This window comes from Thiorhodovibrio litoralis, from assembly GCF_033954455.1.
Classification (GTDB): Bacteria; Pseudomonadota; Gammaproteobacteria; order Chromatiales; family Chromatiaceae; genus Thiorhodovibrio; species Thiorhodovibrio litoralis.
The window spans coordinates 4,792,037-4,815,474 of record NZ_CP121473.1 but is presented as its reverse complement, the minus strand read 5'-3'; the positions used below and the strand labels follow the sequence as shown (position 1 = coordinate 4,815,474).

At 59.5% G+C, this 23,438-nt stretch carries 21 protein-coding genes and 2 tRNA genes; 11 read left to right on the top strand and 12 right to left on the bottom strand.

Features of this window, described 5'->3' with window-relative positions:
• Positions 1-408 precede the first annotated feature (408 nt).
• Positions 409-939: a hypothetical protein gene (locus Thiosp_RS21920; protein WP_201068182.1), complete on the top strand. Its 531-nt coding sequence runs from the start codon at positions 409-411 to the stop codon at positions 937-939.
• On the opposite strand, the gene Thiosp_RS21915 is transcribed toward Thiosp_RS21920, so the two are convergent.
• The 7 genes from Thiosp_RS21915 to Thiosp_RS21885 form a co-directional block, all read right to left on the bottom strand.
• Positions 858-1,226 (bottom strand): IS4 family transposase, encoded by a 369-nt coding sequence (locus tag Thiosp_RS21915; protein WP_242518789.1) that lies wholly within the window; start codon positions 1,224-1,226, stop codon positions 858-860. The genes Thiosp_RS21920 and Thiosp_RS21915 overlap by 82 nt on opposite strands.
• Before the next feature lie 687 nt (positions 1,227-1,913).
• The gene (locus tag Thiosp_RS21910; RefSeq protein WP_201068759.1) at positions 1,914-3,041 is read right to left on the bottom strand and encodes an IS110 family RNA-guided transposase; all 1,128 of its coding nucleotides are present in this window, start codon (positions 3,039-3,041) and stop codon (positions 1,914-1,916) included.
• A gap of 278 nt (positions 3,042-3,319) precedes the next feature.
• A complete protein-coding gene (locus Thiosp_RS21905; protein WP_242518903.1) occupies positions 3,320-3,685 on the bottom strand; it encodes a hypothetical protein in 366 nt (121 codons plus the stop codon).
• Between the two features lie 170 nt (positions 3,686-3,855).
• Positions 3,856-4,860 carry a hypothetical protein gene (locus Thiosp_RS21900; protein WP_201068760.1) on the bottom strand — a complete coding sequence of 335 codons (1,005 nt, stop codon included), beginning with the start codon at positions 4,858-4,860 and terminating at the stop codon, positions 3,856-3,858.
• A gap of 82 nt (positions 4,861-4,942) precedes the next feature.
• A complete protein-coding gene (locus tag Thiosp_RS21895; protein ID WP_201068761.1) occupies positions 4,943-5,779 on the bottom strand; it encodes a pPIWI-associating nuclease domain-containing protein in 837 nt (278 codons plus the stop codon).
• A 361-nt stretch (positions 5,780-6,140) separates the two neighbouring features.
• The gene (locus tag Thiosp_RS21890) at positions 6,141-6,257 is read right to left on the bottom strand and encodes an inner membrane CreD family protein (protein WP_242518908.1); all 117 of its coding nucleotides are present in this window, start codon (positions 6,255-6,257) and stop codon (positions 6,141-6,143) included.
• A 62-nt stretch (positions 6,258-6,319) separates the two neighbouring features.
• Entirely contained in the window at positions 6,320-6,691 is a 372-nt protein-coding gene (locus tag Thiosp_RS21885; protein WP_201068763.1) for an inner membrane CreD family protein, read from the bottom strand.
• Here Thiosp_RS21885 and Thiosp_RS21880 point away from each other — a divergent pair.
• Positions 6,690-7,262, top strand: coding sequence for a hypothetical protein (locus Thiosp_RS21880; protein WP_201068764.1), 573 nt, complete (start codon positions 6,690-6,692; stop codon positions 7,260-7,262). The two genes, Thiosp_RS21885 and Thiosp_RS21880, sit on opposite strands and share 2 nt — an antisense overlap.
• Before the next feature lie 147 nt (positions 7,263-7,409).
• Here the strand turns inward: Thiosp_RS21880 and Thiosp_RS21875 are convergent, their stop codons facing one another.
• A complete protein-coding gene (locus tag Thiosp_RS21875) occupies positions 7,410-9,638 on the bottom strand; it encodes a vWA domain-containing protein (protein ID WP_323696703.1) in 2,229 nt (742 codons plus the stop codon).
• 90 nt (positions 9,639-9,728) lie between these two features.
• Here Thiosp_RS21875 and Thiosp_RS21870 point away from each other — a divergent pair, with 90 nt between their 5' ends.
• Complete coding sequence (locus Thiosp_RS21870) at positions 9,729-10,124, top strand: ATP-binding protein (protein WP_242518909.1); 396 nt, start codon at positions 9,729-9,731, stop codon at positions 10,122-10,124.
• A 155-nt stretch (positions 10,125-10,279) separates the two neighbouring features.
• On the opposite strand, the gene queE is transcribed toward Thiosp_RS21870, so the two are convergent.
• The 3 genes from queE to queC are packed head-to-tail and all read right to left on the bottom strand — an operon-like array spanning position 10,280 to position 12,710.
• Entirely contained in the window at positions 10,280-10,918 is a 639-nt protein-coding gene (gene queE / locus Thiosp_RS21865) for a 7-carboxy-7-deazaguanine synthase (RefSeq protein WP_201068766.1), read from the bottom strand.
• Positions 10,915-12,009: a 6-carboxytetrahydropterin synthase gene (locus Thiosp_RS21860; RefSeq protein WP_201068767.1), complete on the bottom strand. Its 1,095-nt coding sequence runs from the start codon at positions 12,007-12,009 to the stop codon at positions 10,915-10,917. Before Thiosp_RS21860 ends, queE begins: the two co-directional genes overlap by 4 nt.
• Positions 12,006-12,710 (bottom strand): 7-cyano-7-deazaguanine synthase QueC, encoded by a 705-nt coding sequence (gene queC / locus Thiosp_RS21855; protein ID WP_201068768.1) that lies wholly within the window; start codon positions 12,708-12,710, stop codon positions 12,006-12,008. Before queC ends, Thiosp_RS21860 begins: the two co-directional genes overlap by 4 nt.
• Positions 12,711-12,979: 269 nt before the next feature.
• Between queC and tig the strand changes: the two genes are divergently transcribed.
• The 8 genes from tig to Thiosp_RS21815 all read left to right on the top strand — a co-directional run bounded on the left by tig (position 12,980) and on the right by Thiosp_RS21815 (position 22,515).
• A complete protein-coding gene (gene tig / locus Thiosp_RS21850) occupies positions 12,980-14,269 on the top strand; it encodes a trigger factor (RefSeq protein ID WP_201068769.1) in 1,290 nt (429 codons plus the stop codon).
• 104 nt (positions 14,270-14,373) lie between these two features.
• Positions 14,374-15,018 carry an ATP-dependent Clp endopeptidase proteolytic subunit ClpP gene (clpP, locus tag Thiosp_RS21845; RefSeq protein ID WP_274607971.1) on the top strand — a complete coding sequence of 215 codons (645 nt, stop codon included), beginning with the start codon at positions 14,374-14,376 and terminating at the stop codon, positions 15,016-15,018.
• A gap of 248 nt (positions 15,019-15,266) precedes the next feature.
• The gene (gene clpX / locus Thiosp_RS21840; protein ID WP_201068770.1) at positions 15,267-16,538 is read left to right on the top strand and encodes an ATP-dependent Clp protease ATP-binding subunit ClpX; all 1,272 of its coding nucleotides are present in this window, start codon (positions 15,267-15,269) and stop codon (positions 16,536-16,538) included.
• Positions 16,539-16,804: 266 nt separating this feature from the next.
• The gene (gene lon / locus Thiosp_RS21835; protein WP_201068771.1) at positions 16,805-19,258 is read left to right on the top strand and encodes an endopeptidase La; all 2,454 of its coding nucleotides are present in this window, start codon (positions 16,805-16,807) and stop codon (positions 19,256-19,258) included.
• 438 nt (positions 19,259-19,696) lie between these two features.
• Positions 19,697-19,969: an HU family DNA-binding protein gene (locus tag Thiosp_RS21830; protein WP_201068772.1), complete on the top strand. Its 273-nt coding sequence runs from the start codon at positions 19,697-19,699 to the stop codon at positions 19,967-19,969.
• 93 nt (positions 19,970-20,062) lie between these two features.
• Positions 20,063-20,138 (top strand) — tRNA-Val (locus tag Thiosp_RS21825).
• A gap of 162 nt (positions 20,139-20,300) precedes the next feature.
• Positions 20,301-20,377: transfer RNA gene (locus tag Thiosp_RS21820), tRNA-Asp, on the top strand.
• Between the two features lie 212 nt (positions 20,378-20,589).
• A complete protein-coding gene (locus tag Thiosp_RS21815; RefSeq protein WP_201068773.1) occupies positions 20,590-22,515 on the top strand; it encodes a SurA N-terminal domain-containing protein in 1,926 nt (641 codons plus the stop codon).
• Positions 22,516-22,598: 83 nt separating this feature from the next.
• Here the strand turns inward: Thiosp_RS21815 and Thiosp_RS21810 are convergent, their stop codons facing one another.
• Positions 22,599-23,375, bottom strand: a complete 777-nt coding sequence (locus Thiosp_RS21810) for an enoyl-ACP reductase FabI (RefSeq protein WP_201068774.1) — start codon at positions 23,373-23,375, stop codon at positions 22,599-22,601.
• Between the last annotated feature and the right edge of the window lie 63 nt (positions 23,376-23,438).

Below are 23,438 nucleotides of genomic sequence, written 5' to 3'. Positions count from 1 at the left end.
GGTCGGGGGGCTTGATGCCAATGCAGTCTGCGAGGGTCACAGACCAAAGTGTCTGATCGCGCCAAGGCGCATTCTTCTGCGTGCAAGGTTTGGCGTTGCTGCGAGCGCGACTGGCCACTCTTACGAACTCTGCAGCCGAGGCCGCTCGAAGCCACGCGGGGCGACTCTTGGCGCTGGGTCGTTGCTATCGGTTTGTCAGTTGTCTTGCATGTCGTGTTGTTCTCGCTACTCAGAGACTGGCACGGCGCCGAGGTCCCTGCCCCGCTGCCAACGCAGAGGGAACTGCAGATCTTGCAATACATCTTGCCGGAGCCGGTCCCGTCGGTCGTTGCCGCCGCCCGAGTTGCCAAGGACCCTGTGCCCGCGCGTGCTTCAGCCTTGGCGGCGCGTGCGCCGGCTCGCGCGCCAATGAGTGACGTCGTATCCAGCGTGCTAGCTAGCGGCGATGCTGTGAAGCCCGTCGAGCTTGCGAGGCCAGCCCAACCGGCACCGCGGGAGTCCGAAACGCCGGTCGATGCGGACCCAGCGACGCCCAGGCTCGATCAGATTCTTCGCGACACTCGCGCCGTTCTCAGGGAACTGGCTGCCAAGGAAGCCAGAATGCGCCAGGGCGGCCATGTTTCTTTCCATAGCGAGACCGCTCTACCGCGGGAACCAACGAGGCGCGAGGCCGCGGTTCAAGCACGCTTTGCCGAGCACGAAAAGAACGATTCGAGGCCTGAGATACTCTCGCGAGACAGCGCCGGCTCCATGGAACTCATCGCGGGCCAGTGTTGGTGGGTGCCGCTGGAGGCCGGCTTTGGACAAGCGCATACGCAGCCGATCATGATTGACCCCGACTGCACCGAGGCAAAACATCAGCGCCTAGATCTGTCGAGCCGGACGGCCGGACATGAGTCGTTGCAGCGGCAGCTCGGGCGACGAATGGCCGAGGACTGACGTGCGCAATCGTGGCTTTCTAGACCCATAGCACTACCCATAAGTCGCCCCGACACTGCGCTGGGCCTCCATGGCGAGCACAAAATCCGGAACCCTTTGTAGACCGATCCAGAGCGTTTTCGGCCCCGGGAAGCCATCTCTCTTTTCCGGTTGAGGAAGCCACCCAGGCTGGCGACCATACGCACCATGGTATCGAGCGATGGCAGCTGCTCGGGTGGCGGCTTGCGCTGAGTAACCAGATAAACGGCGCGCCACTCCTCATCGCCAAAAACGGCATCGCAGGACATCTCGGGGCATTCACGCCCGAGCATGGTCAGATACAGCACGCGCCAGGCGATGAATTAAATCGACCCTGGTACCTTCTATGAGGCGTGCTCTGTCAAGCCCTTTTGAAAGCCTTGTCCGATTCAGTACCGTCTAGCAAATCAGAACGTTACAGTCGTTCCCGCATTGCATGAGCGCGCAAATCGGCCGATCCGCCGCGCTTCTCTCTCCCCGAAGGGGCGGGCGTGGTTCATCGAAACGCTCGCGCATGGCAAGGCCGTCGGGCGCTGTTCAGAGGCTTGCAAATCGCGTGATCACTCACCTTGAATCGTCACAGATGCATTGGATCTCCTTGGCGATGGCGGCCGTTTAGTCAGCGCGTTTTGCTCGGTGTCATGGGCATGGCGAGCGTTGTGACAGCCATGGGTTGTCTCGGTTTGAAAGCCGACGGATTCTGTGCGAATCCGCTCCACCTTCTATCCGTGCCGGGAAGCCCGGTCACCTGAAATTGCATGCGATGTTCGCCGCTGAAACCGATTAAAAAGGAAAGCGCCCCTTCTTTTAAAACGGCATGACCAGGGGTCAGCCCAGGTTCCAGTCGGGCGCTTTCGACAACCTTGACCGTGATCCGTCGCGTTGCTCTCTCCTCGGGCGTTGGCGCTGTGCTTGGCCGTTGGGGGTAACTGGATGTCTTCCGCGGGCGGCGGGCCTTAGCCGGCTTTGAGCACCGCGCCGTCTGGGATCTCGCCCTGTTCGAGATAGCGCCACAAGGCGATGAGCAGCTTGCGCGCCAGGGCGACGATGCCGATGCGACGCATGCGTTTGCCGCCGGTGGCAAAGCGCTCGCGGTACCAGCGGCTCAGGGCGCTGTCAGGCTGATAGCGCAACCACAGCCAGGACAGTTCAACCATGAGCGCGCGGATGCGCCGGTTGCCGGCCTTGCTGATGCCTTGGTCGCGCTGATCATCACCGCTCGCATAGGGCGTGGGGGTGAGCCCGGCACAGGCGGCCAGCTGCTGGCGATTGCGAAAGCCGCGCCAGCTGAAGAATTCCATGACCAAGATCCAGCTCGAAACCCAGCCGATGCCTTTGAGCTCGAGCATGCGTGCGACTTGCTGGTGGGAGACGTCGGTGGCTTGCTCGACGCGGCGCTTTTGTTCTTGCTCGATGGCGCGGATTTGCTCATCAGCCAAGCAATAGCGCTGGTATTCGCGGCGGATCTCTTCTTTGAGGTCGGCGCCAAGGGGCTCGCCGGTGGCGGTGCACAAGTGATCGAGAGTATCGATGACGGTGTCGTTGAGACGCTCGATGACGAGACCCTGGGCGATGAAGAGCGATTTGATTCGGGAGCTGTGGGCGCCACGTTCGCGGATCAGTCGCTCGCGCTCGCGGTTCAGCCGCATCCGATCCTCGGCCCCGGCACTGGGGACGTTCACCACCGCGAGGGCTTTTTTCTCTCCGCCAAGATACCGCATGAGCTGCACCAGCAGCGCTTCGACGTCGACCCGGTCGGTCTTCACGCGCCGCTTCTTGCGGTTGACCTGAATGCTGGCCGAGTCGACCACGCGGCTGTGAATCCCCCAGGATTCCAATGTACGATGAATCCAGAATCCATCCCGGCCGGCTTCGTAAACGCTTTCAATGACACAATCCGCGCTGAGTCCAAGCTTCCCCTTGGCGATCTCGATCTGCTCGTGCAAGGCGGGAAGATCGCGCGCTTCGATGGTCTTGATGCGGATCTTCTCGCCGTTGCTGAAGCCCAGCTTCCAGGTTTTGTTGCTCAGCTCAAGGGCCAGATAGAGGGTGGTCTTCGGCGTTTGGACAGCGGCAGTGGTCATGTTCGGTCTCCTCGTGGCTCGGGGTTAATGTCGAGGCTTAGACTTGGATGGCCTACATAGTTTCTTTTATTCCCACACATACCCGTCATCATCTTCCATCGCAAGCGCACGGTGATTACTGCCAACTCGCGCCGACCACAACTTGCCGACTTTCTTGAAACGCAAAGATGGATGGCGTGGGTTCTCTTTCAGTAATTCATAATTCTTTCGCGCGAGTTTCTGCACTTGTTCTGGCAAGGCATATAAGCAAGCCCAAAATCGCGTGGTGGTTTTGTGCATTAAATTTGACTAAGCATTCCTTTCGCTTTTTCTTCCAATGCTTCATTTATTAGAAAATCTAATTTTCCGGCAGCAGAATCTTTTTCAATTTCCTCATCCCACATTTCCCAATCATGCTCAGATAACCAGTGCATCAGTTTCATATATTCAGGATGCGGAAGGGCTTCGATTTCTATCTTAATTTCTTCAAATGTTCTCATGATAGTATTTTTGTGGCCAAACGCCAGCATCAGCTGGCGCGAGCGTAGTGAGTGGTCGGACTGGAGGCCATCGTTAGGCCATTGATTCTGCGTTAATGACTTGCCTGGAAAATAATTCCACCCTGGTTCTTTTAAAATAATTCCACCCTGGTTCCTTTGATTCATGTGTCTCTTCTGGCGGATACAAGTTAGTGATGCATATTTTATGCCGGACTCTATTGACCCAACGCCATGATAACAGATGACATACTCGGAGCGCTTTCTTGTGCAACAATGGAGCGCAGCGGAATGCACAAAAAGGCGTGGAGAGTATGGCGTCCGCGTTTATCAACTTGTTAGGTTGCTGACAGATAGTTGGCGACGAACGTAGCGATCACGCCATATGAGACTGCCAATACTCCACCAACTACCGCTTTGAAAAAGCTCTTCACGTTGTTTCGCTGAGCCTTCGTGATTAGCTTCTCGTCTCCACGATTGAGCTTCAAGTACGAAAGCTCCATATAGCTGCTGGCAGCATTTTCAATCATTCTGCCGAACCATAGGCCGATTCGATAACTGAAAAAAACGACAGCGAAACCAAGCACCAAGAAACGCGCCGTCGCGTTATACGGCGCAGAGCTGGTAAGGAGATAGTGGCTACTGATGCTCAGCAGCAGATAAACCGAGAGGGCAAAAAAGAGGTACTTGAGAACATGCTGCGCTTTATCCGCATGCTTCAATGCGACCTTGAGTGCCTTGGGGGTTTCTTGAGCTGGAACTCCTTTTATCCAGCGATCAGTTACGTCGAGAAAAGTCCTGGCTACCACGTAATCAATATACTCGACAGACACGGTGGCAGTACGGTGACCGATTAGCCTCCAAAGAGCCATGGGTAATTGATTCTTTCTATCGGAATAGGTACTAACCCTTGATTCAAGGTTGATTTCAACCTTGTAAGACTGCGGCTTCTTGAGCTTCGGAAGAACCACCAAAAAATTGTACTCAAGAGAGAGACTCTGCATAGGCTCAAGGCGAGATTGATCGTATGCTCGAAATCGTTCGAATGAACTGAAGCGCTCCCTCGTATCTTCTGCGTAATAAACGTGAACGTTGCAATTTGCCGAAGCGATACTGTACTGCTCGTAAAGCTGAAGAATTTTTGCGTTCAGCTGTTCAAGATCGGCTATTGTGATATGGAATGGCCGAGTGTACATCTTCGCGATTTCTTCAGTTTTGCCGGTGATCTCGTTATAGATCGACTGCATCACCTGAAACGAAATTCGCTGCTGATCGCCGTCCTTGGATTCGACGACGACATCGCCATCGTTTTGGGGATCAACGATTTCCTGATCGTTACTCATACATGCTCCTGAAAAGCCTAACGACGCAATTCACCGGCGCTGAGCGACAGCGAAGCGTCCGTGTGAAATTGCCTTGTTATGCCTATTCTTCATATCGACCTTCATACCAAGAACTAGTATCGACTCCTAGCGTACCCTTGACTGATTCAACAGATTCAGGACTAAAAACGGGGCTAACCAATTCACATTCAAAAGGGAAAGACTGCGGAAGAATAGCGCCATCGCCTCGCCTCAAATCCGAGTTAGAACCCCACTGTAGTTCACACCCAATCGAACCTTCCGCACGAAACATGATGAGTTCATGATCAATTTGATATATTTCAACTTTGTCGGTATAGACTTCATCAATGAAGTGATGAGTGGCAAGTTCATCTAAAGATAGAATAGTTTCTCTGAGAGTTTCATCAATAACAGCCGAGTCAATTTGCTCCCATAAACTATCAATAATCAGCCTTCTGCAATCATTGATAGTTACGATAAACCCATGGACCGCTTCTGTAGTCTCATGAACCAACGCATCAATATCGGCGTCAGGCAAACCGAACACCTTGGGTTCGATATGTGTGACCTGACTCAATTTGTTTATCGCTTCCACAAGATCCTTGTGTATATCATCTACTTCCAAGCCAAGAGTGTGTTGCACATATGCGCTATCTAGCCCACCCTGAGCAGCATAATATGCTCTTTGTTTTCTTGTTATTCCATTGTCCTTATCAGTTTCATTTTTATACCAATTACATTTAAGTACATTTTCATCAGGCGCCAATCGATGAAGAATATGTCTCGTAAGTTCACGCATTGCGTATGAATAATTATTCAACCGCAAAGGATTGGATTTATCATCAAGATTTCTCTGAGACGCAGCAAACAGATCACGCTCAAAGCCCTCGGTCAACGCACTTTCAATTTCAGAGATCACACACATCCTTTTAGGGCATAACACGCCGCTCCGCCGCCACGTCGATCAAATGGTTTTCGCGCACCGAAGTGCCCAAAACAGCATCCAGGAGACAAATCTATAACCAGTCACGGGAACTAGACCGGCAACTCACCGTTCTGGCGTCGTTCTTGCTCCGGTGCACGGCGCCGGGTGGCCTGCGGCAACCTTTGAGCAGGAGGTGCGGCTCGCTAAGGTCTAAAGCAGCGTCTAATGCTTTGGTGTTCACATGCACGTCACCATAGTATAGACGACTCAACACTTTCAGCTTGTTTTTCTATCATTCAGCTCCAAGGCCGCGTGACCTGGAACCGACATCCCTGTCACATCGCCCTACCCTGGCTCAAGCGACGCCTTTCTCCAGCGCATACCAGTCAAGCCGACGGGTCAGGACCATGGTCAGTGTCACCAGGCCAAACATCAGCAGTGAGCCCATCAAGATCGCGGCTTCCTCTGACATCAGTAGCCCATGGAGTGCGGCGAAGAGCACGGCGAGCAGTAGGGTGTCGGACAGGCCAAGACTCAGATAGGGTTGGCTCCAGTGAATGCGCGAAGGCGAACCTGCCGGGTGCGGCGCACGCGCTTGAGCTCGCCGTCGATGGTTTCCTTCTCCCAGTAGTCCTCTGCGTACTCCTCCTGGTAGGGCAAAACCAGAATGGGGCCGATCAGCCGCTGCGCCCCGGCGGAACTGGCGGCGATTTCATTGACCACGGCATCTTGGCGCGCGGCGCGTTCATGAATGAGTTGGCTGACCATGCCGAGCGGGACCATCAGCCCCAGCGTGAGCGCGAGAATGATCCCCAGCCCCGATTTTCGGTGCGTTGTCTCTAGCTCCCCGGATCGCTGTACGATATACCTTTCCCAGGACAACAATGCCCTAAGTAGCGCAACCATGGCGACACGCCAGCATTCGTACCCCCACCCATCTTTCGGCGGACTGTCGCTGGCGACCTTGATCGTCGCAACCTGCCTGCTCGCTGCCGGTTGCGGCGACAAGACAGCCGCAGTGGCCTCCGCTGGCGCAATCGACGCCTGCACCCTGCTGACCGAAGCGGACGTGGAGACAGTTCTCGGGACCGCGGTAGGCGAGCCACAGACACGCAGCAGTGGGAAAGGCGATTTCTGGGTCGCCACGTGCAACTACAGCGAAGAGGCTGGGAGCCAAACCCGTTCGGCGGGTCTTTTGCTCAGGCCCCACCATGGTTCAGAGGGGGCTCCGCAGGCCTATGCCGACTATGAGGCAGGGCTGATTGCCGAGCTGGGGAGCAAAGGCGCCTTGGCGCCAGTCGAAGGTATTGGGGAGCGCGCCGGATGGCAGGATTTCGGCACCTCTATCGGCCAGTTGGCGGTCTTCCAGGGACCATACCATTTCATCCTCTCTGCCAGCGCCACCGCCGAGGCCGACCAGCTGACCAATGCCAAGACACTGGCAAAGCGGGTGCTTGAGCATCTGCAAGCTCGCTAGGATGCGAGCCATTCACGATGCCCTGGGTGTGAGTGACCATCTCGGTCGACCGAAAACAGGCGCGGAGCAGCGCTTGAGGCAGATTACGGTCCAGCGCTGGGATTGCCGTCATGGGCCGGTTCTTGTGCGGCGGCCGCGGCTACTTCTTCACTGCTCGGCCTTAAGCGTGAACTCAGTGAGGCGGCCAGGAGTGACCTCGACTTCGGCCTCGACCGACTTGCCGTCGAACCGCGCTCGAATCATCCACTTGCCAGCAGGCAGGACGAAAGTCGGCTCCTTGTCATATGAATAACCGATTTGCTGGCGTTTACCCTCGGCGTCCGGAGGCCCTAACACGCTCCAGCTTGGCTTGCTGGCGATCGGCGTGCCTTTGCTGTCGACCAGGGTGACCTTGATCAGGCCGGCGTTCATGTTGATGACAACGCTGTTGAACTTCCCCGCTTCCACCACGATGTCTTGATCGACACTGGCATTGCCGCGCGTCACGCGCAGGAGATAGCGGCCGACCGGCAGGGAAAAGCGGGGCTGGGCATTGTAGGAGTAGGCAACCTGGGGGCGTTTGCCCTCGGCGTTCGGCGGTCCGAAAACCCCCCAGCTCAGTCCGTTGCCGTTGAATACCTCGCCGCCCTCTGTCATCACGATCGAGCCCTCAAGGATGGCAGCGTTGAGGTTGAGGGTGAGGTCCTGCGTTTCTCCGGGGGCGACCGAGACGTCCTGGCTGGCGGTCGCGCTGTCGCGAGTGACCTTCACGCTGTAGTCGCCGGCGAGCAGGGTGAAGCGCGGCGCGGCGTCGTAAGAGAAGGCGACCTGTGGGCGTTTACCTTCAGCATCGGGCTCACCAAAGACGCCCCAGGAGAGTCCGCTGCCGGTGACCGGCTCGATGCCGGCGCTCATGATCGCGTTGGCGACGACGGTACCGCTGCCCATGATGATCTGGTGGCGGGTCTGCTCGCCCGCGGTGATCTCGACCTGCTCGCCGACCGACGAGCTTCCCTTGTTGACTTTCAGGAGATACGAGCCGGCAGGCAGGGTCCAGGTTGGCTGGGCATCATAGGAGAAAGCGATCTGGGGGCGCTTACCCTCGTTGTCAGGGTCGCCCAAGACACCCCATGAGAGCCCGCTTGAGATCGCCTCAGCGTCCTTGCTAAGCGCCGCGGTGGCGGTCAGGGTGCCGGCCCCAAAGACCATTGATACAGTCAATGGCTCCTCGCCAAAGCTGATGTCCTTGGACACCTGCGCGCTGCCGCGGCGGGCGACGATTTGGTAGTCGCCGGGGCCGATGCGGAGCTTGGCGGTGGCGTCATAGGAGAAGGCGACCTGCTGGCGCTTGCCCTCGGCGTTTGGCGGGCCGAAGACACCCCAGCTGACGCCATCGGTGAGTGGCTCGCCGCCTTCCTCGAGGACTGCTTGGAGGGTCAGCACCGGGGCGGTGAAGGTGAACCTGTGGTTGGTGGTGCGGCCTTCCGCGGCGGTAATTGGCGCCTCGAGGGTGCGTCCGCCGAAAGTAGCAGTGGCGAGGTAGCTGCCCGGCTCGAGCTCGGTGTCGAACTGGCCGCCGGTGCCGGTAGCGACCGGTGTCTCATCGGCCTTGTCGTTGTAGAGCGCGAAGGAAACGCCGCTGCGCAGCACCGATTTCCCGTCATCTCCGATCGGAACCAGGGTGAGCGTGGTCGGTGACTTGACCGCGACGGTCACGGCGGCTCGGAGCGCGCTGGCAAGCGAGGCGGCGTCGCCGGCATCGGCGTAGGTACCTCCCGTCGCGGTGGCGAGTTCTCTGAGCTGGACGGTATCGGCATCCTTCATGGCGAAGCCGATGATATGGGTCTTGAAGTCGATACCCTGCTCGGCGAGCAGCTTGCCAAGGGCGGCGAGGTCCCCGTCGCAAGTCTCGATACCGTCGCTGACGAGGATCACCGAGGCAGGCTGCTCGGTGTAATGAAGTGATTCAGCGGCCTGCATCACTGACTTGTAGATCGGAGTGCTGCCCTTCGGCACCATTTGCTCAATTGCGACGAGGAGTCCACCCGTGGTCTCGCTGCTGGGCGGGACCATCAGTTCAATGTCGTCGCAGTCACCCTTGCGGCGGTGGCCATAGGCCATGAAGCCCATTTCGATCTCGGCAGGGCGGTTTCTGACGAGCTCGGCTGCAGTTTCGCGGGCAATCTCGATCTTGGTGCGGTTGCCAATCCTGCCCCACATCGAGCCGGACGAGTCCATGATCAGGATCGTCTGTCCCTTGGATGAAGATTCTGATGCCGCTGCGCTAGAAAGCATTGCTGCAATCAATAGGGCGGTCAGGAGGGGTAAGAGGGCTTTCATGCTGAGAACCGACCAATCATGGATTTGACGGCGATGGGTAGCGGGCAGGACATTCAAAGTAAGCACCTCGACTTGGAGCCTAACCGGGCATGTGATCGGAGAGTATCGTGCACCGCTTGCCTGATCAACAGTTAGCAGCTGACTGGCTTGACAACTGTCGCGGGCGTTGCTCCGGCGCGCTTGCGTCAGGCCGGCCATCCGGCGTTGGCCGGGGATCTGCTCGAACTGCCCGGCAATCTGCTGGAGAACCCCGCGAAATGGGCCGGCGAAGGGGGCGATATCAAGGTATCGACTTCAGCGGACACACAGGTCGTGATTCAGATCGCGGACGACGGCCCCGGTGTTGCGCCCGCGCACTGGTCGCGACTCGGCGAGCGCGGCCCGCGACTCCACGAACGCCAGGCTGGCACCGGGCTCGGGCTGGCCATCGTGTCCGACGTGGTGGAGGCCTATGGCGGCACGCTCGGGTTTGGGCGCGCCGCGTTGGGTGGTCTGCTGGTCTCGGTCAGGTTGCCTGGCGGAGCCCCCAGGAACATTTCGTAGAATGCATTCGCAGAATTCGGCGGTCTCCAATCCGGTTGACCGCCTTTCTTGGCCGTTGCCCGTCGCTCGTGTCCGCTGTCTCAATCGCGACCAATGCGTCCTGGCCTCGGTATTACGCATGGGAATCTGGGGCAGGTGGTTCCCCGGCTCCCGGTTCAAGGAATCCCCAACCATTTATGCGTTTGCAGACTGAGACGCCAGCGGGGATGGGCCTTGCAATAGGCAATGGCCTGCACGGTGTTGGCCTCTCGCTCCGGCCCGTCCATCGGTTGCAGGAAGAAGTGCTCGAAGTCGAGGTCTGCGAACCGCTCGGGCGGGGCGTCCGGCTGAGGAAAAACCAGTTTCAGCTCATTCCCGGTTGTTAGCTCGAGCAGCGCAGTCGATTTCGGGCTGACGCACAGCCAGTCGATCCCGGCTGGTGCGGGCTGGGTGCCATTGGTCTCCACCGCTACCGCGAAGCCCTGTGCATGCAATGCGTCGATCAAGGGGGCGTCGAGTTGCAGCAGGGGTTCGCCGCCGGTGCAGACGACGAAGCGGTGTGCCGAATCGGCATCCTGCGGCCAGAAGGAGCCGATGCGCTCGGCCAGGCTGTTGGCGTCATCAAATCGCCCGCCGTTGGGTCCCACGGTGCCGCGGAATTCCGTGTCGCAGAAGCGGCAGACCGCGGTGCGGCGATCCACTTCACGACCGGACCAAAGGTTACAGCCGGCGAAGCGGCAGAACACTGCTGCCCGTCCGCTCTGCGCCCCCTCGCCCTGCAGGGTATGGAAAATCTCGTGGACGCTGTAGCTCACGAGGGCAAGGCCGGACCGAGCGGCCCCCAGCACAGGCTTGCGCCGCAGCCGGGCGTGTGATGCAGATCGATGCGATCGAGTTGGGGCAATCGTTCGCCGGCCTGGGCGCGAATCCAATGGACTAGATTCCCTGGATCGGCATCAGCCAGTCCTGGCAGGGTATCCAGGCGATGGTGATCGAGCTGCTCATAGACCGGCTTGAACAGCGCCTTGACGTCTCCGTAGTCGACCGTCCAGCCCAGCACCTCATCCAATGGTGCGCTGAGGTGCAGACGCAGCAGGTAACTGTGACCATGCAAGCGGCGTCTCGGATCGCCGTTGGGCGCATGGCGCAGCTGCAAGGCGCTTTCGAAGCGCAGTTCCTTCCAGATGCGATAGTGGGTGCCATCGAAATGGCAGCCGGCGGTCGCGGTCTCGTAGACGGTCACCCAGGATAGCGTCGGCAGGTCCGGTTTCAGCCGCTGCCAAAGCCACTGGGCGATCAACTCGCTGGTCGGATTTTCCAGCCCCGGCAGATCGTTCAGGCAGGCGTAATGCAGCTGCTCTTGGCAAGGAGCCCAAAGCGCGGCAAGGGCGTCGAAGTCGATTCCCATGTCCTGACCGTGCACGTCCTGCATGGCATGTAGGATGACCTCGAACCCATGCCCGTGCATGCGCCCGCAAGGATGCCCAGCCGGGACATTGGGCAATTGGTGCGCCGCCTCGAACCGAAAGCGATGCCACAGGTGAGCCTGTTCGTCCGCATCGAGGTCGGCGCCCTGATCCCGGGTGCTCTGGATGCCGACCGTCTCGAGACCCGGAACATCCAGGCAGCGGCGGACATAGCGGGCCAGGTTCTCGTCGGTCGGAATCTCAATCTCGGTGTTGAGGTCGCGATAATCCAGTGGTTTGACCGCCTTGCGCAGGGCTTGGACCAGTGCTTCGGCGCGGCCGCCTGGATCAGCGCTCCAATCCTCAGGCAGGGCGGCGCGCACCCGGGCGGTGAAGCTGTGACCATGCAGCCGGCGGGCGCGATGCCCGGGCGGCAGGATATTCACCTTGAGGGCTGCTTCGAAGGGTGCTGCAGCGAGGTGGTAGAGAGTCTCGTTCATGCGGCTTCAGTGAGTCCGTGGCGAGTCAGGAGCGGGTCGCTGAGACCGGCTTCGGCAAAGCCTTTCGCGCGCAGTTGGCAGGAATCACACTGCCGGCAGGGACGCCCGTCAGCATCCGGATCGTAACAACTGCTGGTCAGGCCATAGTCGATGCCCAAGGCAATACCGCGCTGGATGATCTGGGCCTTGGTCAGGTCGATCAGGGGCGTGTGAATGCGTAGCTGCTGCCGTCCTTCGACGCCAGCCGCGGTCGCAAGGTTGGCCATGCGCTCATAGGCGGCGATGTACTCGGGCCGACAGTCGGGATAGCCGGAGTAGTCGAGCGCATTGACGCCGATGAAAATGTCACTGGCTTCGAGCACCTCGGCCCAGGCCAACGCGAACGAGAGGAACACGGTGTTGCGCGCTGGGACATAGGTGACCGGAATGCCCGCGGCCATGGTCGCGGCGGGGCGGCCTTTGGGAACGGAGATGTCGGCGGTCAGCGCCGAACCCCCAAAGCGGCGCAGGTCGATGTCGGCGATAACATGCTCGATGACTCCCAGTGCGGAAGCTACCCGTTGTGCTGCCTCCAACTCGACGGCATGCCGCTGGCCGTAGCGAAAGGACAGGGCATGGGCTGAGAAGCCCTCGGCCTTGGCGATCGCGAGCGCCGTGGTGGAGTCGAGACCGCCGCTGAGGAGCACGACAGCGTTTTGCATTCTTTTCGTCCTCTCCAATTTTTGCCGGTTGTGTGCCATGGCAGAGTTTTGACATCGCGATGGAATGGGCTTGTTTTTGTTCTGGTCACGTCTGCTTTTCCAGTGGAATGGTATCGGCAAACCGGGACAAGGTACCAATCGATATCCTTAACTTCGGGATGTGGCGGTTTTCGTTTGGAGCGCGAGCGGGGTCCGGGTTATAGTTCACGGTTTTGCATCTGCCGCTGGGCGCTGTCCCGATTGCGGCGCTGTGACGGAGACAAGGATTCATGCAAGTATCTGTGCAGGCTGGGGAGGGACTGAAGCGCGAGATGCGCGTGGATCTTCCTGCGGACGATATCGAGGCGGAGATCGACAAGCGCCTGCAGCGCTTTGCGCGCTCGGCGCGAGTGCCGGGGTTTCGCCCGGGTAAGGTGCCGGTGCGGGTGCTGCGCCAGCAGTATGGCGATCAGGTGCGCGATGAAGTCTTCGGCGAAATGGTACAAAGCAGCTTTCCTGACGCGGTGCGGCAGGAAGAGCTCCAGCCTGCCGGAATGCCGAGCATCAAGCCGGATATCGATCAGAAGGCCCACCGCTATGCCTACACGGCCAGCTTTGAGGTGTTTCCGGTCGTCGAGCTGAAATCCCTCGCCGACAGCACGATCAAGCGCCCGGCGGCGGAGGTGACCGATGCCGACATCGATCAAATGATCGAGCGCCTGCGCCAGCAGCGGCGTGAGTGGGTGGAGGTTGAGCGCGGTGCGCAAAAGGGCGATCAGGCCACGATGTCTTTCCAGGGGAGCATCGGCGGGGAGCCGTTTGAGGGCGGGACGGCGGAGAATTTTGCGCTGGAGCTTGGCATCGATCGCATGATTCCCGGATTCGAGGACGAGTTGATCGGCGCCGCTGCCGGCGATGAGCGCAGCTTCGACCTGACTTTCCCTGATGATTATCACGGCACGCATCTGGCCGGGCAGCAGGCGCACTTCGATGTGCGGATTCACAAGGTCGAAGAGCCCAAACTGCCCGAGGTGGATGCGGAATTCATCCGCGAAATGGGTGTTGAGAACGGCGAGATGGCGGATTTTCGCGCGGATTTGCGCGAGACCATGGAACGCGAGATTCGCCAGCGCATTGATGAGGCCGTCAAGACCCGCACGCTGGATGCGCTGATGGAGGCCAATCCGACCGATTTGCCACAGTCGCTGATCGATCAGGAGGCGCGGGCGCTGCGTCAGTCGCTGGCAAAGTCGGTCAACAACCAGCCATTGCCCTTGCCGGATTCTTTCTTCGCGGAGACCGCGCGGCGCCGGGTCGCGATCGGCTTGCTGATCAACGAGGTTGTCAAACACCACAAGCTCAGCATCGATGATGAGGCGGTGCGCAACAAGCTCAATGATCTGGCCGCAGGTTACGAGCAGCCGCAGGAAGTCATCAACTACTATCTGGCCGACGCGGAACGCCTGTCTCAGGTGAAGGCATCCCTGCTTGAGGAGCGGGTGGTCGCCCATCTGCTCGCAGAGGCCAAGGTGGAGGATGAGCCCAAGTCCTTCTTCGAGCTGACCGATTCGGGTCAGTAATCATCCAGTCAGCAAGACGTTGGCCGTCAGGCCCTGAACGGGCCGCAATCCAAGGTCGATCCTACACAATGATGACGCGAGTACTTCGCAGGAGTTAACGCCACATGGAGCGCGCTATTAGCGGAAGCGGCGCCTGGGACCCCCAGGGCCTTGGTTTGGTGCCCATCGTCGTCGAGCAGACCGCGCGCGGTGAGCGCTCCTACGACATTTTCTCCCGGCTGCTCAAGGAGCGGGTGATCTTCATGGTCGGTCCGGTCGATGACCATACGGCCAATCTGGTCGTTGCCCAGATGTTGTTTCTGGAGTCCGAAAATCCGGACAAGGACATCCATTTGTACATTAACTCCCCGGGCGGCTCCGTGACCGCAGGGCTGGCGATCTACGACACCATGTGCTTTGTTCGCCCGGATGTCAGCACCATGTGCGTCGGGCAGGCAGCTAGCATGGGGGCGTTGCTGCTCACCGGTGGCGCGGCGGGTAAAAGGTACTGCCTGCCGCATTCGCGCATGATGATTCATCAGCCGCTGGGTGGTTTTCAGGGACAGGCGTCGGATTTTGACATCCATGCCCGCGAGATCCTCAAACTGCGCGAGCAGCTCAACCGCATCCTGGCGAATCACACCGGCCAGCCGATCGAAAAAATTGGCGAGGATACCGACCGCGACCGTTTCCTTGGTGGCGAGGAGGCCGTCGAGTACGGCCTGATCGACAAAGTGGTCGATAAGCGCGCCGCGCCCGAGAAGTCCTGATCCAGCGGTCCTGGCCCAGCAATTCTGATGCGGAAATCCAACTGCGGAAGTCCAAAGGCAGCCGTTTGAGAAATCCCGCAAGTAGCGCGGGTGCGTGCATTCGCCTTGGTAATCTGCTGGCAAGTCGCTATGATGGGACGCCTGCAATGTAATGGCGCGCGCCCGCTTCGCGCGGACGCCGCGTTGGAATCCATGTCGCGGGCTCGGCCAAGCCCGTGGCACCATCGGTTCGAGACGGTCTTTTAGCTATGAGCGGAAACAAGCACGACGACGGAAAACTGCTCTATTGTTCCTTCTGTGGCAAGAGCCAGCACGAGGTGCGCAAGTTGATTGCCGGCCCCTCGGTGTTCATCTGCGACGAGTGCGTCGATCTGTGCAACGATATCATCCGCGAGGAGATGCAGGAGACCGCGGGTGAGGCAACCAGCAAGCTGCCAAGGCCGCGCGAGATCAATGACAGCCTCGATCAGTATGTTATCGGGCAGGAGCACGCCAAGAAGGTGCTCTCGGTGGCCGTCTACAACCACTACAAGCGCATGGAGCTCTCCGGCGGCAAGGACGAGGTCGAAATCGCCAAGAGCAACATCTTGCTGATTGGCCCGACCGGCTCCGGCAAGACGCTGCTGGCGGAAACCCTGGCCCGCCTGCTCAATGTGCCCTTCACCATCGCCGATGCGACCACCCTGACCGAAGCGGGCTATGTCGGTGAGGACGTCGAGAACATCATCCAGAAGCTGTTGCAGAAGTGCGACTATGATGTCGAGAAGGCGCAAACCGGTATCGTGTACATCGATGAGATCGACAAGATCTCGCGCAAGGCGGATAACCCGTCGATTACCCGCGATGTCTCGGGCGAGGGCGTCCAGCAGGCCCTGCTCAAGCTGATCGAAGGCACGGTCGCCTCGGTGCCGCCCCAAGGCGGGCGCAAGCACCCACAGCAGGAGTTCCTGCAGGTCGATACATCTAACATTCTGTTTATTGTTGGCGGTGCTTTCGCCGGGCTCGATCGCATCATTCGCACCCGCTCGAAAAAGGGCGGCATCGGTTTTTCGGCCGAGGTCCACAGCCAGGACGACGACAAGCAGTTGAGCCAGATGCTGAGCTCGGTGGAGCCAGAGGACCTGATTCGCTACGGACTGATTCCGGAGTTTGTTGGGCGCCTGCCGGTCATGGCCACCCTTGAGGAGCTCGACGAAAAGGCCTTGGTGCGCATCCTGACTGAACCCAAGCACTCGCTGTCGAAGCAATACAAGCGCCTGTTCGAGATGGAGGGCGTCGATCTCGAGCTGCGCGAGGACGCGCTGAATGCGATTGCGACCAGAGCCATGGAACGCAAGACCGGCGCGCGCGGGCTGCGGACCGTCATGGAGCAGACCTTGCTAGATACCATGTACGATCTGCCATCGATGGAGAACGTCAGCAAAATCACCATCGACCGCTCGGTCATCATGGGCGAGAATCCGCCATTCGTCCTCTACGAAGGTGGGGAATCAATGGTGGCATCCGACGAGTCCGCGTAACAGTTGCATCGCGTTCTGCTTTTGATCCCCCGGGCAATCCCAGGAGCGCCCCCGCACCACAAAAGGCGACTCCCAAAAGTAACCCCCAATAACGGCCGCTGACGCGGCCTGGGGACGATTTGGGAAGGCGGCTCGGGCACGGCCGATACCGTGTCGCTGTTGAAGCTAGGCGCGGATGCCCTGATCTGCGCTGATATCCATACCACAGCCGCTGCCGGCGTTCGCGTGACGCCGGTGGGAGCGCGAAGACAGCGAGAACCGCACCGATGGCGAAGATTCCCTCTCCGGAAAGATACACCACCCAAATCCCGCAAGACGTTGCCGTTCTGCCGTTGCGCGATGTCGTGGTCTACCCGCACATGGTGATTCCGCTCTTTGTCGGGCGCGAGAAATCCATCACCGCCCTCGACGCCGCCATGACCAGCGACAAGCAGATTCTGCTGGTTGCGCAAAAGCACGCCGATGTCGATGACCCGGGCGTGAAGGATCTCTATCGCATCGGCACCCTGGCAAACATCTTGCAATTGCTCAAGCTGCCAGACGGCACCGTGAAGGTGCTGGTGGAGGGCAATCATCGCGCCGAGGCGACCAAATTCATCAGCACCGATAATTACTTCGGTGCCATGGCACTGCCGTTGCGCGAGCAGCTCACGGCTGATGAGCGCGAGCAGGAGGTGCTGATGCGCTCGGCGGTATCGCTGTTTGATCAGTACGTCAAGCTCAACAAAAAAGTTCCGCCCGAGGTTCTGACCTCGCTCGCCAGTATCGACGAGCCGGGCCGCCTGGCCGACACCATGGCCGCGCATATGGCGCTCAAACTCGATGAAAAGCAGCGTGTGCTTGAGATGGTCAGCATTCAGGAGCGGCTTGAGCACCTGATGGGTTTGATGGAAGCCGAGAACGACATCCTGCAGATGGAAAAGCGGATTCGTGGGCGCGTCAAGAAGCAGATGGAGAAAAACCAGCGCGAGTACTACCTCAATGAGCAGATGAAGGCCATCCAGAAGGAGCTCGGAGAGCTCGAGGATGCGCCCAACGAGCTTGAGGATCTCGGCCGCCGCATCAACGAAGCCGGCATGCCCAAGGACGTGCATGAAAAGGCCACAGGCGAGCTTAACAAGCTCAAGCTGATGTCGCCGATGTCGGCCGAGGCGACCGTGGTGCGCAACTACATCGACACCCTGGTCTCGGTGCCATGGAAGAAGCGCACTCGCATCCGTAATGATATCCGTGTGGCGGAATCCGTGCTCGACGCCGATCACTTCGGCCTGGAGAAGGTTAAGGAACGCATCCTTGAGTACCTCGCCGTGCAGCAGCGCGTGCGCAAGCTCAAGGGGCCGATCCTATGCCTGGTTGGTCCGCCCGGAGTCGGCAAGACCTCCCTCGGCCAGTCTATCGCGCGCGCGACCAACCGCAAGTTTGTGCGCATGTCCTTGGGCGGCGTGCGCGATGAGGCGGAGATTCGCGGTCACAGGCGCACCTACATCGGCGCGCTGCCGGGAAAGATCATCCAGAACCTGGCCAAGGCTAGCTCGCGCAATGCGTTCTTCCTGCTCGATGAAATCGACAAGATGGCGATGGACTTCCGTGGCGATCCGGCCTCGGCGCTGCTTGAAGTGCTCGACCCGGAGCAGAACCACACCTTCAACGATCATTACCTTGAGGTCGATTTCGATCTGTCCGAGGTCATGTTCGTCGCCACGGCCAACACGCTCAACATTCCACCAGCGCTGCTTGACCGCATGGAAGTGATTCGCCTCTCGGGCTACACCGAGGATGAAAAGATCAATATCGCCGAGCGCTATTTGCTCCCGAAACAGATGAAACACAACGGGCTCAAGCGTGACGAATTGTCGATTCGCGAATCGTCCCTGCGCGATACCGTCCGCTATTACACCCGTGAAGCCGGCGTGCGTAATCTTGAGCGTGAGCTGTCGAAGGTCTGTCGCAAGGTCGTCAAGGAAGTCTTGTTGAAGAAGCGCGACTCCGCCATTGTCGTCACACCCAAGAGTCTGGAAAAGTATCTTGGTGTTCAACGCTTCCGCTTCGGGCGTGCCGATGAACATGACCGCATTGGCCAGGTAACCGGCTTGGCTTGGACCGAGGTAGGCGGCGAGCTGCTGCGCATCGAGTCTGCACTGGTGCCCGGCAAGGGCAAGTTTATCTACACCGGCCAGCTTGGCGATGTGATGCAGGAGTCCATCCAGGCTGCACTGACGGTGGTGCGTAGTCGTGCCGATTCGCTTGGCATCGATAGCGATTTCCATCAGAAGTTCGACCTGCACATTCATGTACCCGAGGGTGCAACGCCCAAGGACGGCCCAAGCGCTGGCGTGGCCATGTGCACGGCGATGGTGTCGGCCTTGACCAAGGTACCGGTGTTGTCATCGGTGGCCATGACAGGCGAAATTACCCTGCGTGGCGAGGTGCTGCCGATCGGGGGGCTGAAGGAAAAACTTCTGGCCGCGCACCGCGGCGGCATCGAGCGGGTGCTGATTCCGCATGAAAACGAACGCGACCTGGTCGAGATTCCCAAGAACATCAAGCAACACCTGGATATCCGTCCGGTGCGCTGGATCGACGAGGTGTTAGAGTACGCATTGACAGAGACGCCGCGTCCAAAGGTCAGCAGCGATGATGAGGTGCAAGCGGATGAGGCTGTTCCGCCGGAGGCTGCCGAGTCCAAGCGCTCGCCCGAAGGGGTTCGCACCCATCACTGAGGTGATCGCGAGAAGTCTTCTTGACTTGTGCGCTGCGCCACAGTTCAGGTGATGCTCCAGGGAATGCAATGCGGCAACGAAACCCGCTATTTTTGTTCATGGCTTGTGCCGTCACAGCGGACGCAATGCGAGCTCATGCTGAAAATCGCGCTGCTGGACACCACGCATCGGTCTTTGGTGTCTCGTGCATCTCGCCTACTTTGCGGCTTGACAGGTGGCGGCGATCTCAACAACAATCGCCCACGTCAGCAGAGCCGTGCAATGCGCGCGCACCTGTTCAACCGCCTCTCTTGGCTGGCTGACGACATGACGGCCCGTGATGACCTTGGGGGAGACATGATCTTGGCATCTGCCACGCATCTGCCACGGTGGGTCCGACGGGTCGAAGTGCGGGCTTGAGAGGGCATTCTCGAAACAGCATAGGCAATCGGGGGAAGAATGAATAAATCTGAACTAGTCGACACCATGGCCGAGACGGCCGATATTCCAAAAACAGCGGCCGCAAAAGCGTTAGACGGGCTGATCGACGCCATTACTGACACGCTAAAGAAGGGCGACACCGTCTCCATCATTGGCTTCGGTAACTTCACGGTCAAGGAGCGCGCAGCCAGAACCGGCCGCAACCCGCAGACCGGAGCGACGATTCAGATTGCCGCCTCTAAATCGCCGTCTTTCAAGGCTGGCAAAGCACTCAAGGATGCGATAAAATAGCCGGCTTTAGTCGCCTTGGGTTGTATCTGTAGGGTCGCCCGTTTTGGAACCCAGTTTTTCGAACCCGGTTTTTGGAACCCAGTTTTTCAAACAGGGTGCTTAGCTCAGCTGGGAGAGCATCGCCCTTACAAGGCGAGGGTCGCAGGTTCGATCCCTGCAGCACCCACCACAGTTGTGATCGTCTTCTGCTGATAGACCGAAGCTTCTCAGGCCTTATCCAGACCAGTCGCCTATCTAGGTCAGCTGCGTTGCTCAGGCACTCAAGTCCCACGACTTGGCGCCGGGTTTTATGCTTGCCGGCCGAAGGTTAATTGAGAACAGTAAAGTTTATGGAGTGGTAGTTCAGTTGGTTAGAATACCGGCCTGTCACGCCGGGGGTCGCGGGTTCGAGTCCCGTCCACTCCGCCAACACGCAAGCAAGCAGCTGCAAAGTAACGGACTGAGGAGCGCACACTCGGAATATTGCACTGCTTGACGTCAAAATTGCGGGGTATCCGGTCGGATACCCCGTTTTTGTTTGTGTCCGGTACCCGTGGGTAAAGCACACAGCGCCGGCCTGAAAAACCAATGTTCCGTCCGCGCTGCGCCGTCAGCGCCTCGCAAGAGCCAATCATCACATCATGCTTCTCGAGATTCGTGAACGCGCCCAAGGCTGGGTTGCTTGGGCGATAGTGATCCTGATCAGCATCCCCTTCGCGCTTTGGGGGATTCAGTCCTACCTCGGCGTCGGCTCGGAGCCTGAAGTCGCCACCGTCAATGGCACTGAGATCACCCAGCGACAGCTTGATCAGAACGTCCAGCGCACCCGCATGGATATGCGCGAGCGCCTCGGAGATGCCTATGACCCGGCATTGTTCGAGGGCGCGGGTCTGCGCGCGCGAGTGCTCGAGCAAATGATCCAGACGCAGGTCTTGCTGGATGCCTCGCTCGTTCTGGGCCTGCGTGTAGCCGATGCCGTGCTGCGCTCGGCGATCGCTCAGGAGCCGGCCTTTCAGAAAGACGGCCGCTTCGATAAAGCCACCTACGCGCAAGTGTTGCAATATCAGGGGCTGACGCCGACCGGTTTTGAGCAAAATCTGCGTCTGAGCCTGTTGCAGGGTCAGCTTGAACGGGCGGTTCAGAGCACGGCCTTTGCCACTGCTGCGGAGGTCGATCAGAGCATCCGTTTGATTCGCCAGCAGCGTGAGATCAGCTATATCTTGGTACCCAAGGCCAATTTCGCGCCGGACGAACCGCCGAGCCAGGAGGCATTGCGCGCCTTCTACGCCGAGAATCCCGATCGCTTCAAGTCCCCGGAGCAGGTCAAGCTCAGTTATCTGCTGCTATCGCCCGAGACCCTCGGCGCCGATCAGGCGGTGAGCGAGGCCGATGTGCGTGCCCTGTATGAAGAGCGCGCCGAGACCTTGCAAACGCCAGAACGGCGTGAGCTGCGCCACATCCTGATTGCCGTGCCGGCCGATGCCGATGAGACCGCAATGGAGGCAGCCCGGACCAAGGCGCAGACCCTGCGCGAGCGCCTGCTTGATGGTGAGGATTTTGCGGCTTTGGCCAAGGAGGCCTCGGATGATCCCGTCTCGGCCGAGGAGGGCGGCAGCCTTGGGCAGATTGAGCCCGGCATGCTCGATCCGGTTCTCGAGCAGGCGGTTTTCAGTCTGCCAGCCAATACCTTGAGCGAGCCGGTGCGCAGTCGCTTCGGCTATCACCTGCTTGAGGTCACAGCGATTGAGCCAAGCCAGACGCCCGCCTTCGAAGAGGTGGCCGATGACTTGCGCAAGGAGTTGCAGGAGCGCTCCGGCGAAGCGGCCTTCTACGATTATGCCGAGCGCCTCGCGACCCGAACCTACGAGGTCCCGGATAGCCTTATCCCAGCCGCGGAGGACTTGGGGCTGGAGGTGCAGACCAGCGACTGGATCGCCCGCGATGGCGGCGAAGGCCTTTTCGCCAGTCCCAAGGTCATGAACGCCGCTTTCAGCGAGGAAGTGCTGAACATGGGCAACAACAGCGAGCTGATCGAGCCCGATCCTCAGCGTCTGGAAGCGCTGGTATTGCGTGTTGATGAGCATCAACCGGAAGCCGCGCGCCCGTTCGAGGAAGTGCGCGATGAGATCGCCGGGCTGCTGAGCGAACGTCAGGCAGCCGATGCTGCACTTGCAGCCGCCGAGGCCATGGCCGCGCGCATCGAGCAGGGAGACGGCCTGGCCGAAGTTGCCGGCGAGACCTACTCAGTGGAATCCGCGGGTCTGGTCGAGCGCCAATCGGCCGAGGTGCCAAGTGCGGTGTCGCAAGAGGCCTTCTTGCTGCCGCGCCCGGCAGATGCGCGCTCCAGTGTCGGGACCGCCACCAATATCGATGGCGATGCCTATGTGATCAGTGTTTCTGCTGTCGAGGACGGGGCTGTCGATGCGCTGAGCAGCGAGGCCCGTGCCGGCGAGTCGCGGGTGCTGACGCAGAGCCTAGGGCGTTCGGACTTTAGCCACTTCGTCGCTGGGCTTGAGGCCAACGCCAAGATTGAGCGCAAGTCGCTCGAGTCAGAGCCGGCGGAATAAGGCAGCTCGGGCTGTCCTCATTAACGGACAGCCCAGCGGCCTTTGGCGATCCGGCCGCTGCAAACGGCCGCACCCGTCAGCGACTAGCCTAGCCCGAGGATGTGATACCCGGTATCGACGTAAAGCACATCTCCGGTGATGCCTGAGGCAAGATCGGAGCATAGGAAAGCCGCAGCATTGCCAACTTCATCGATGGTGACATTGCGCCGCAGCGGGGTGCGCTCTTCCACCTGCTTGAGCATCGAGCGGAAATCCGAAATACCAGCCGCGGCCAGGGTGCGAATTGGCCCGGCGGAGACGGCATTGACCCGAGTGCCCTCGGGGCCGAGGGAGTCCGCCAGGTAGCGCACATTGGCCTCCAGGCTCGCCTTGGCCACGCCCATCACGTTGTAATTCGGCACCGCGCGCACCGCCCCCAGATAGCTCATGGTGACCAGTGCGCCATTGCGCCCGGCCATCATGGCGCGGCCCGCCTTAGCCAGGGCGGCGAAGCTGTAGGCGCTGATCTCGTGCGCGCTAGTGAAGCCCGCGCGCGTCACCGCATCGATGTAGCTGCCTTCAAGCTGCTCCTTGGGCGCGAAGGCAATGGAATGCACAATGCCGTCGAGCCCGTCCCAGTGCCCGGCAAGTTGCTCGAAGCAGGCATTGATCTCGGCATCGCTTGCGACATCAAGCGGCAGCACGATGGATGAATCACACTTGGCGGCCAGGTCCTCGACCCGCCCGCGCAGTTTCTCACCCTGATAGCTGAAGGCCAGTTGTGCGCCCTCGCGATGCATGGCCTGAGCCACCCCCCAGGCGATGGAGCGGTTGCTGGCAACGCCAGTGATCAAAAAGCGCTTATCTGCTAAAAATCCCATGGTTTCCCGTCTCTGTTGTGCGGAGGTTTGAATTCGCGCTGCCGCACCCCTGGGCTTGTCAGT

Coding starts and splice junctions, on each gene's coding strand:
- Thiosp_RS21890 (WP_242518908.1), bottom strand. CDS start 6,257: ATGTCAGAGGAAGCCGCGATCTTGATGGGCTCACTGCTGATGTTTGGC.
- Thiosp_RS21920 (WP_201068182.1), top strand. CDS start 409: ATGAGTGACGTCGTATCCAGCGTGCTAGCTAGCGGCGATGCTGTGAAG.
- clpX (WP_201068770.1), top strand. CDS start 15,267: ATGAGCGGAAACAAGCACGACGACGGAAAACTGCTCTATTGTTCCTTC.
- Thiosp_RS21880 (WP_201068764.1), top strand. CDS start 6,690: ATGGCGACACGCCAGCATTCGTACCCCCACCCATCTTTCGGCGGACTG.
- Thiosp_RS21910 (WP_201068759.1), bottom strand. CDS start 3,041: ATGACCACTGCCGCTGTCCAAACGCCGAAGACCACCCTCTATCTGGCC.
- Thiosp_RS21810 (WP_201068774.1), bottom strand. CDS start 23,375: ATGGGATTTTTAGCAGATAAGCGCTTTTTGATCACTGGCGTTGCCAGC.
- lon (WP_201068771.1), top strand. CDS start 16,805: ATGGCGAAGATTCCCTCTCCGGAAAGATACACCACCCAAATCCCGCAA.
- Thiosp_RS21830 (WP_201068772.1), top strand. CDS start 19,697: ATGAATAAATCTGAACTAGTCGACACCATGGCCGAGACGGCCGATATT.
- queC (WP_201068768.1), bottom strand. CDS start 12,710: ATGCAAAACGCTGTCGTGCTCCTCAGCGGCGGTCTCGACTCCACCACG.
- Thiosp_RS21885 (WP_201068763.1), bottom strand. CDS start 6,691: ATGGTTGCGCTACTTAGGGCATTGTTGTCCTGGGAAAGGTATATCGTA.
- Thiosp_RS21900 (WP_201068760.1), bottom strand. CDS start 4,860: ATGAGTAACGATCAGGAAATCGTTGATCCCCAAAACGATGGCGATGTC.
- Thiosp_RS21905 (WP_242518903.1), bottom strand. CDS start 3,685: ATGAATCAAAGGAACCAGGGTGGAATTATTTTAAAAGAACCAGGGTGG.
- Thiosp_RS21860 (WP_201068767.1), bottom strand. CDS start 12,009: ATGAACGAGACTCTCTACCACCTCGCTGCAGCACCCTTCGAAGCAGCC.
- tig (WP_201068769.1), top strand. CDS start 12,980: ATGCAAGTATCTGTGCAGGCTGGGGAGGGACTGAAGCGCGAGATGCGC.
- Thiosp_RS21815 (WP_201068773.1), top strand. CDS start 20,590: ATGCTTCTCGAGATTCGTGAACGCGCCCAAGGCTGGGTTGCTTGGGCG.
- Thiosp_RS21915 (WP_242518789.1), bottom strand. CDS start 1,226: ATGTCCTGCGATGCCGTTTTTGGCGATGAGGAGTGGCGCGCCGTTTAT.
- clpP (WP_274607971.1), top strand. CDS start 14,374: ATGGAGCGCGCTATTAGCGGAAGCGGCGCCTGGGACCCCCAGGGCCTT.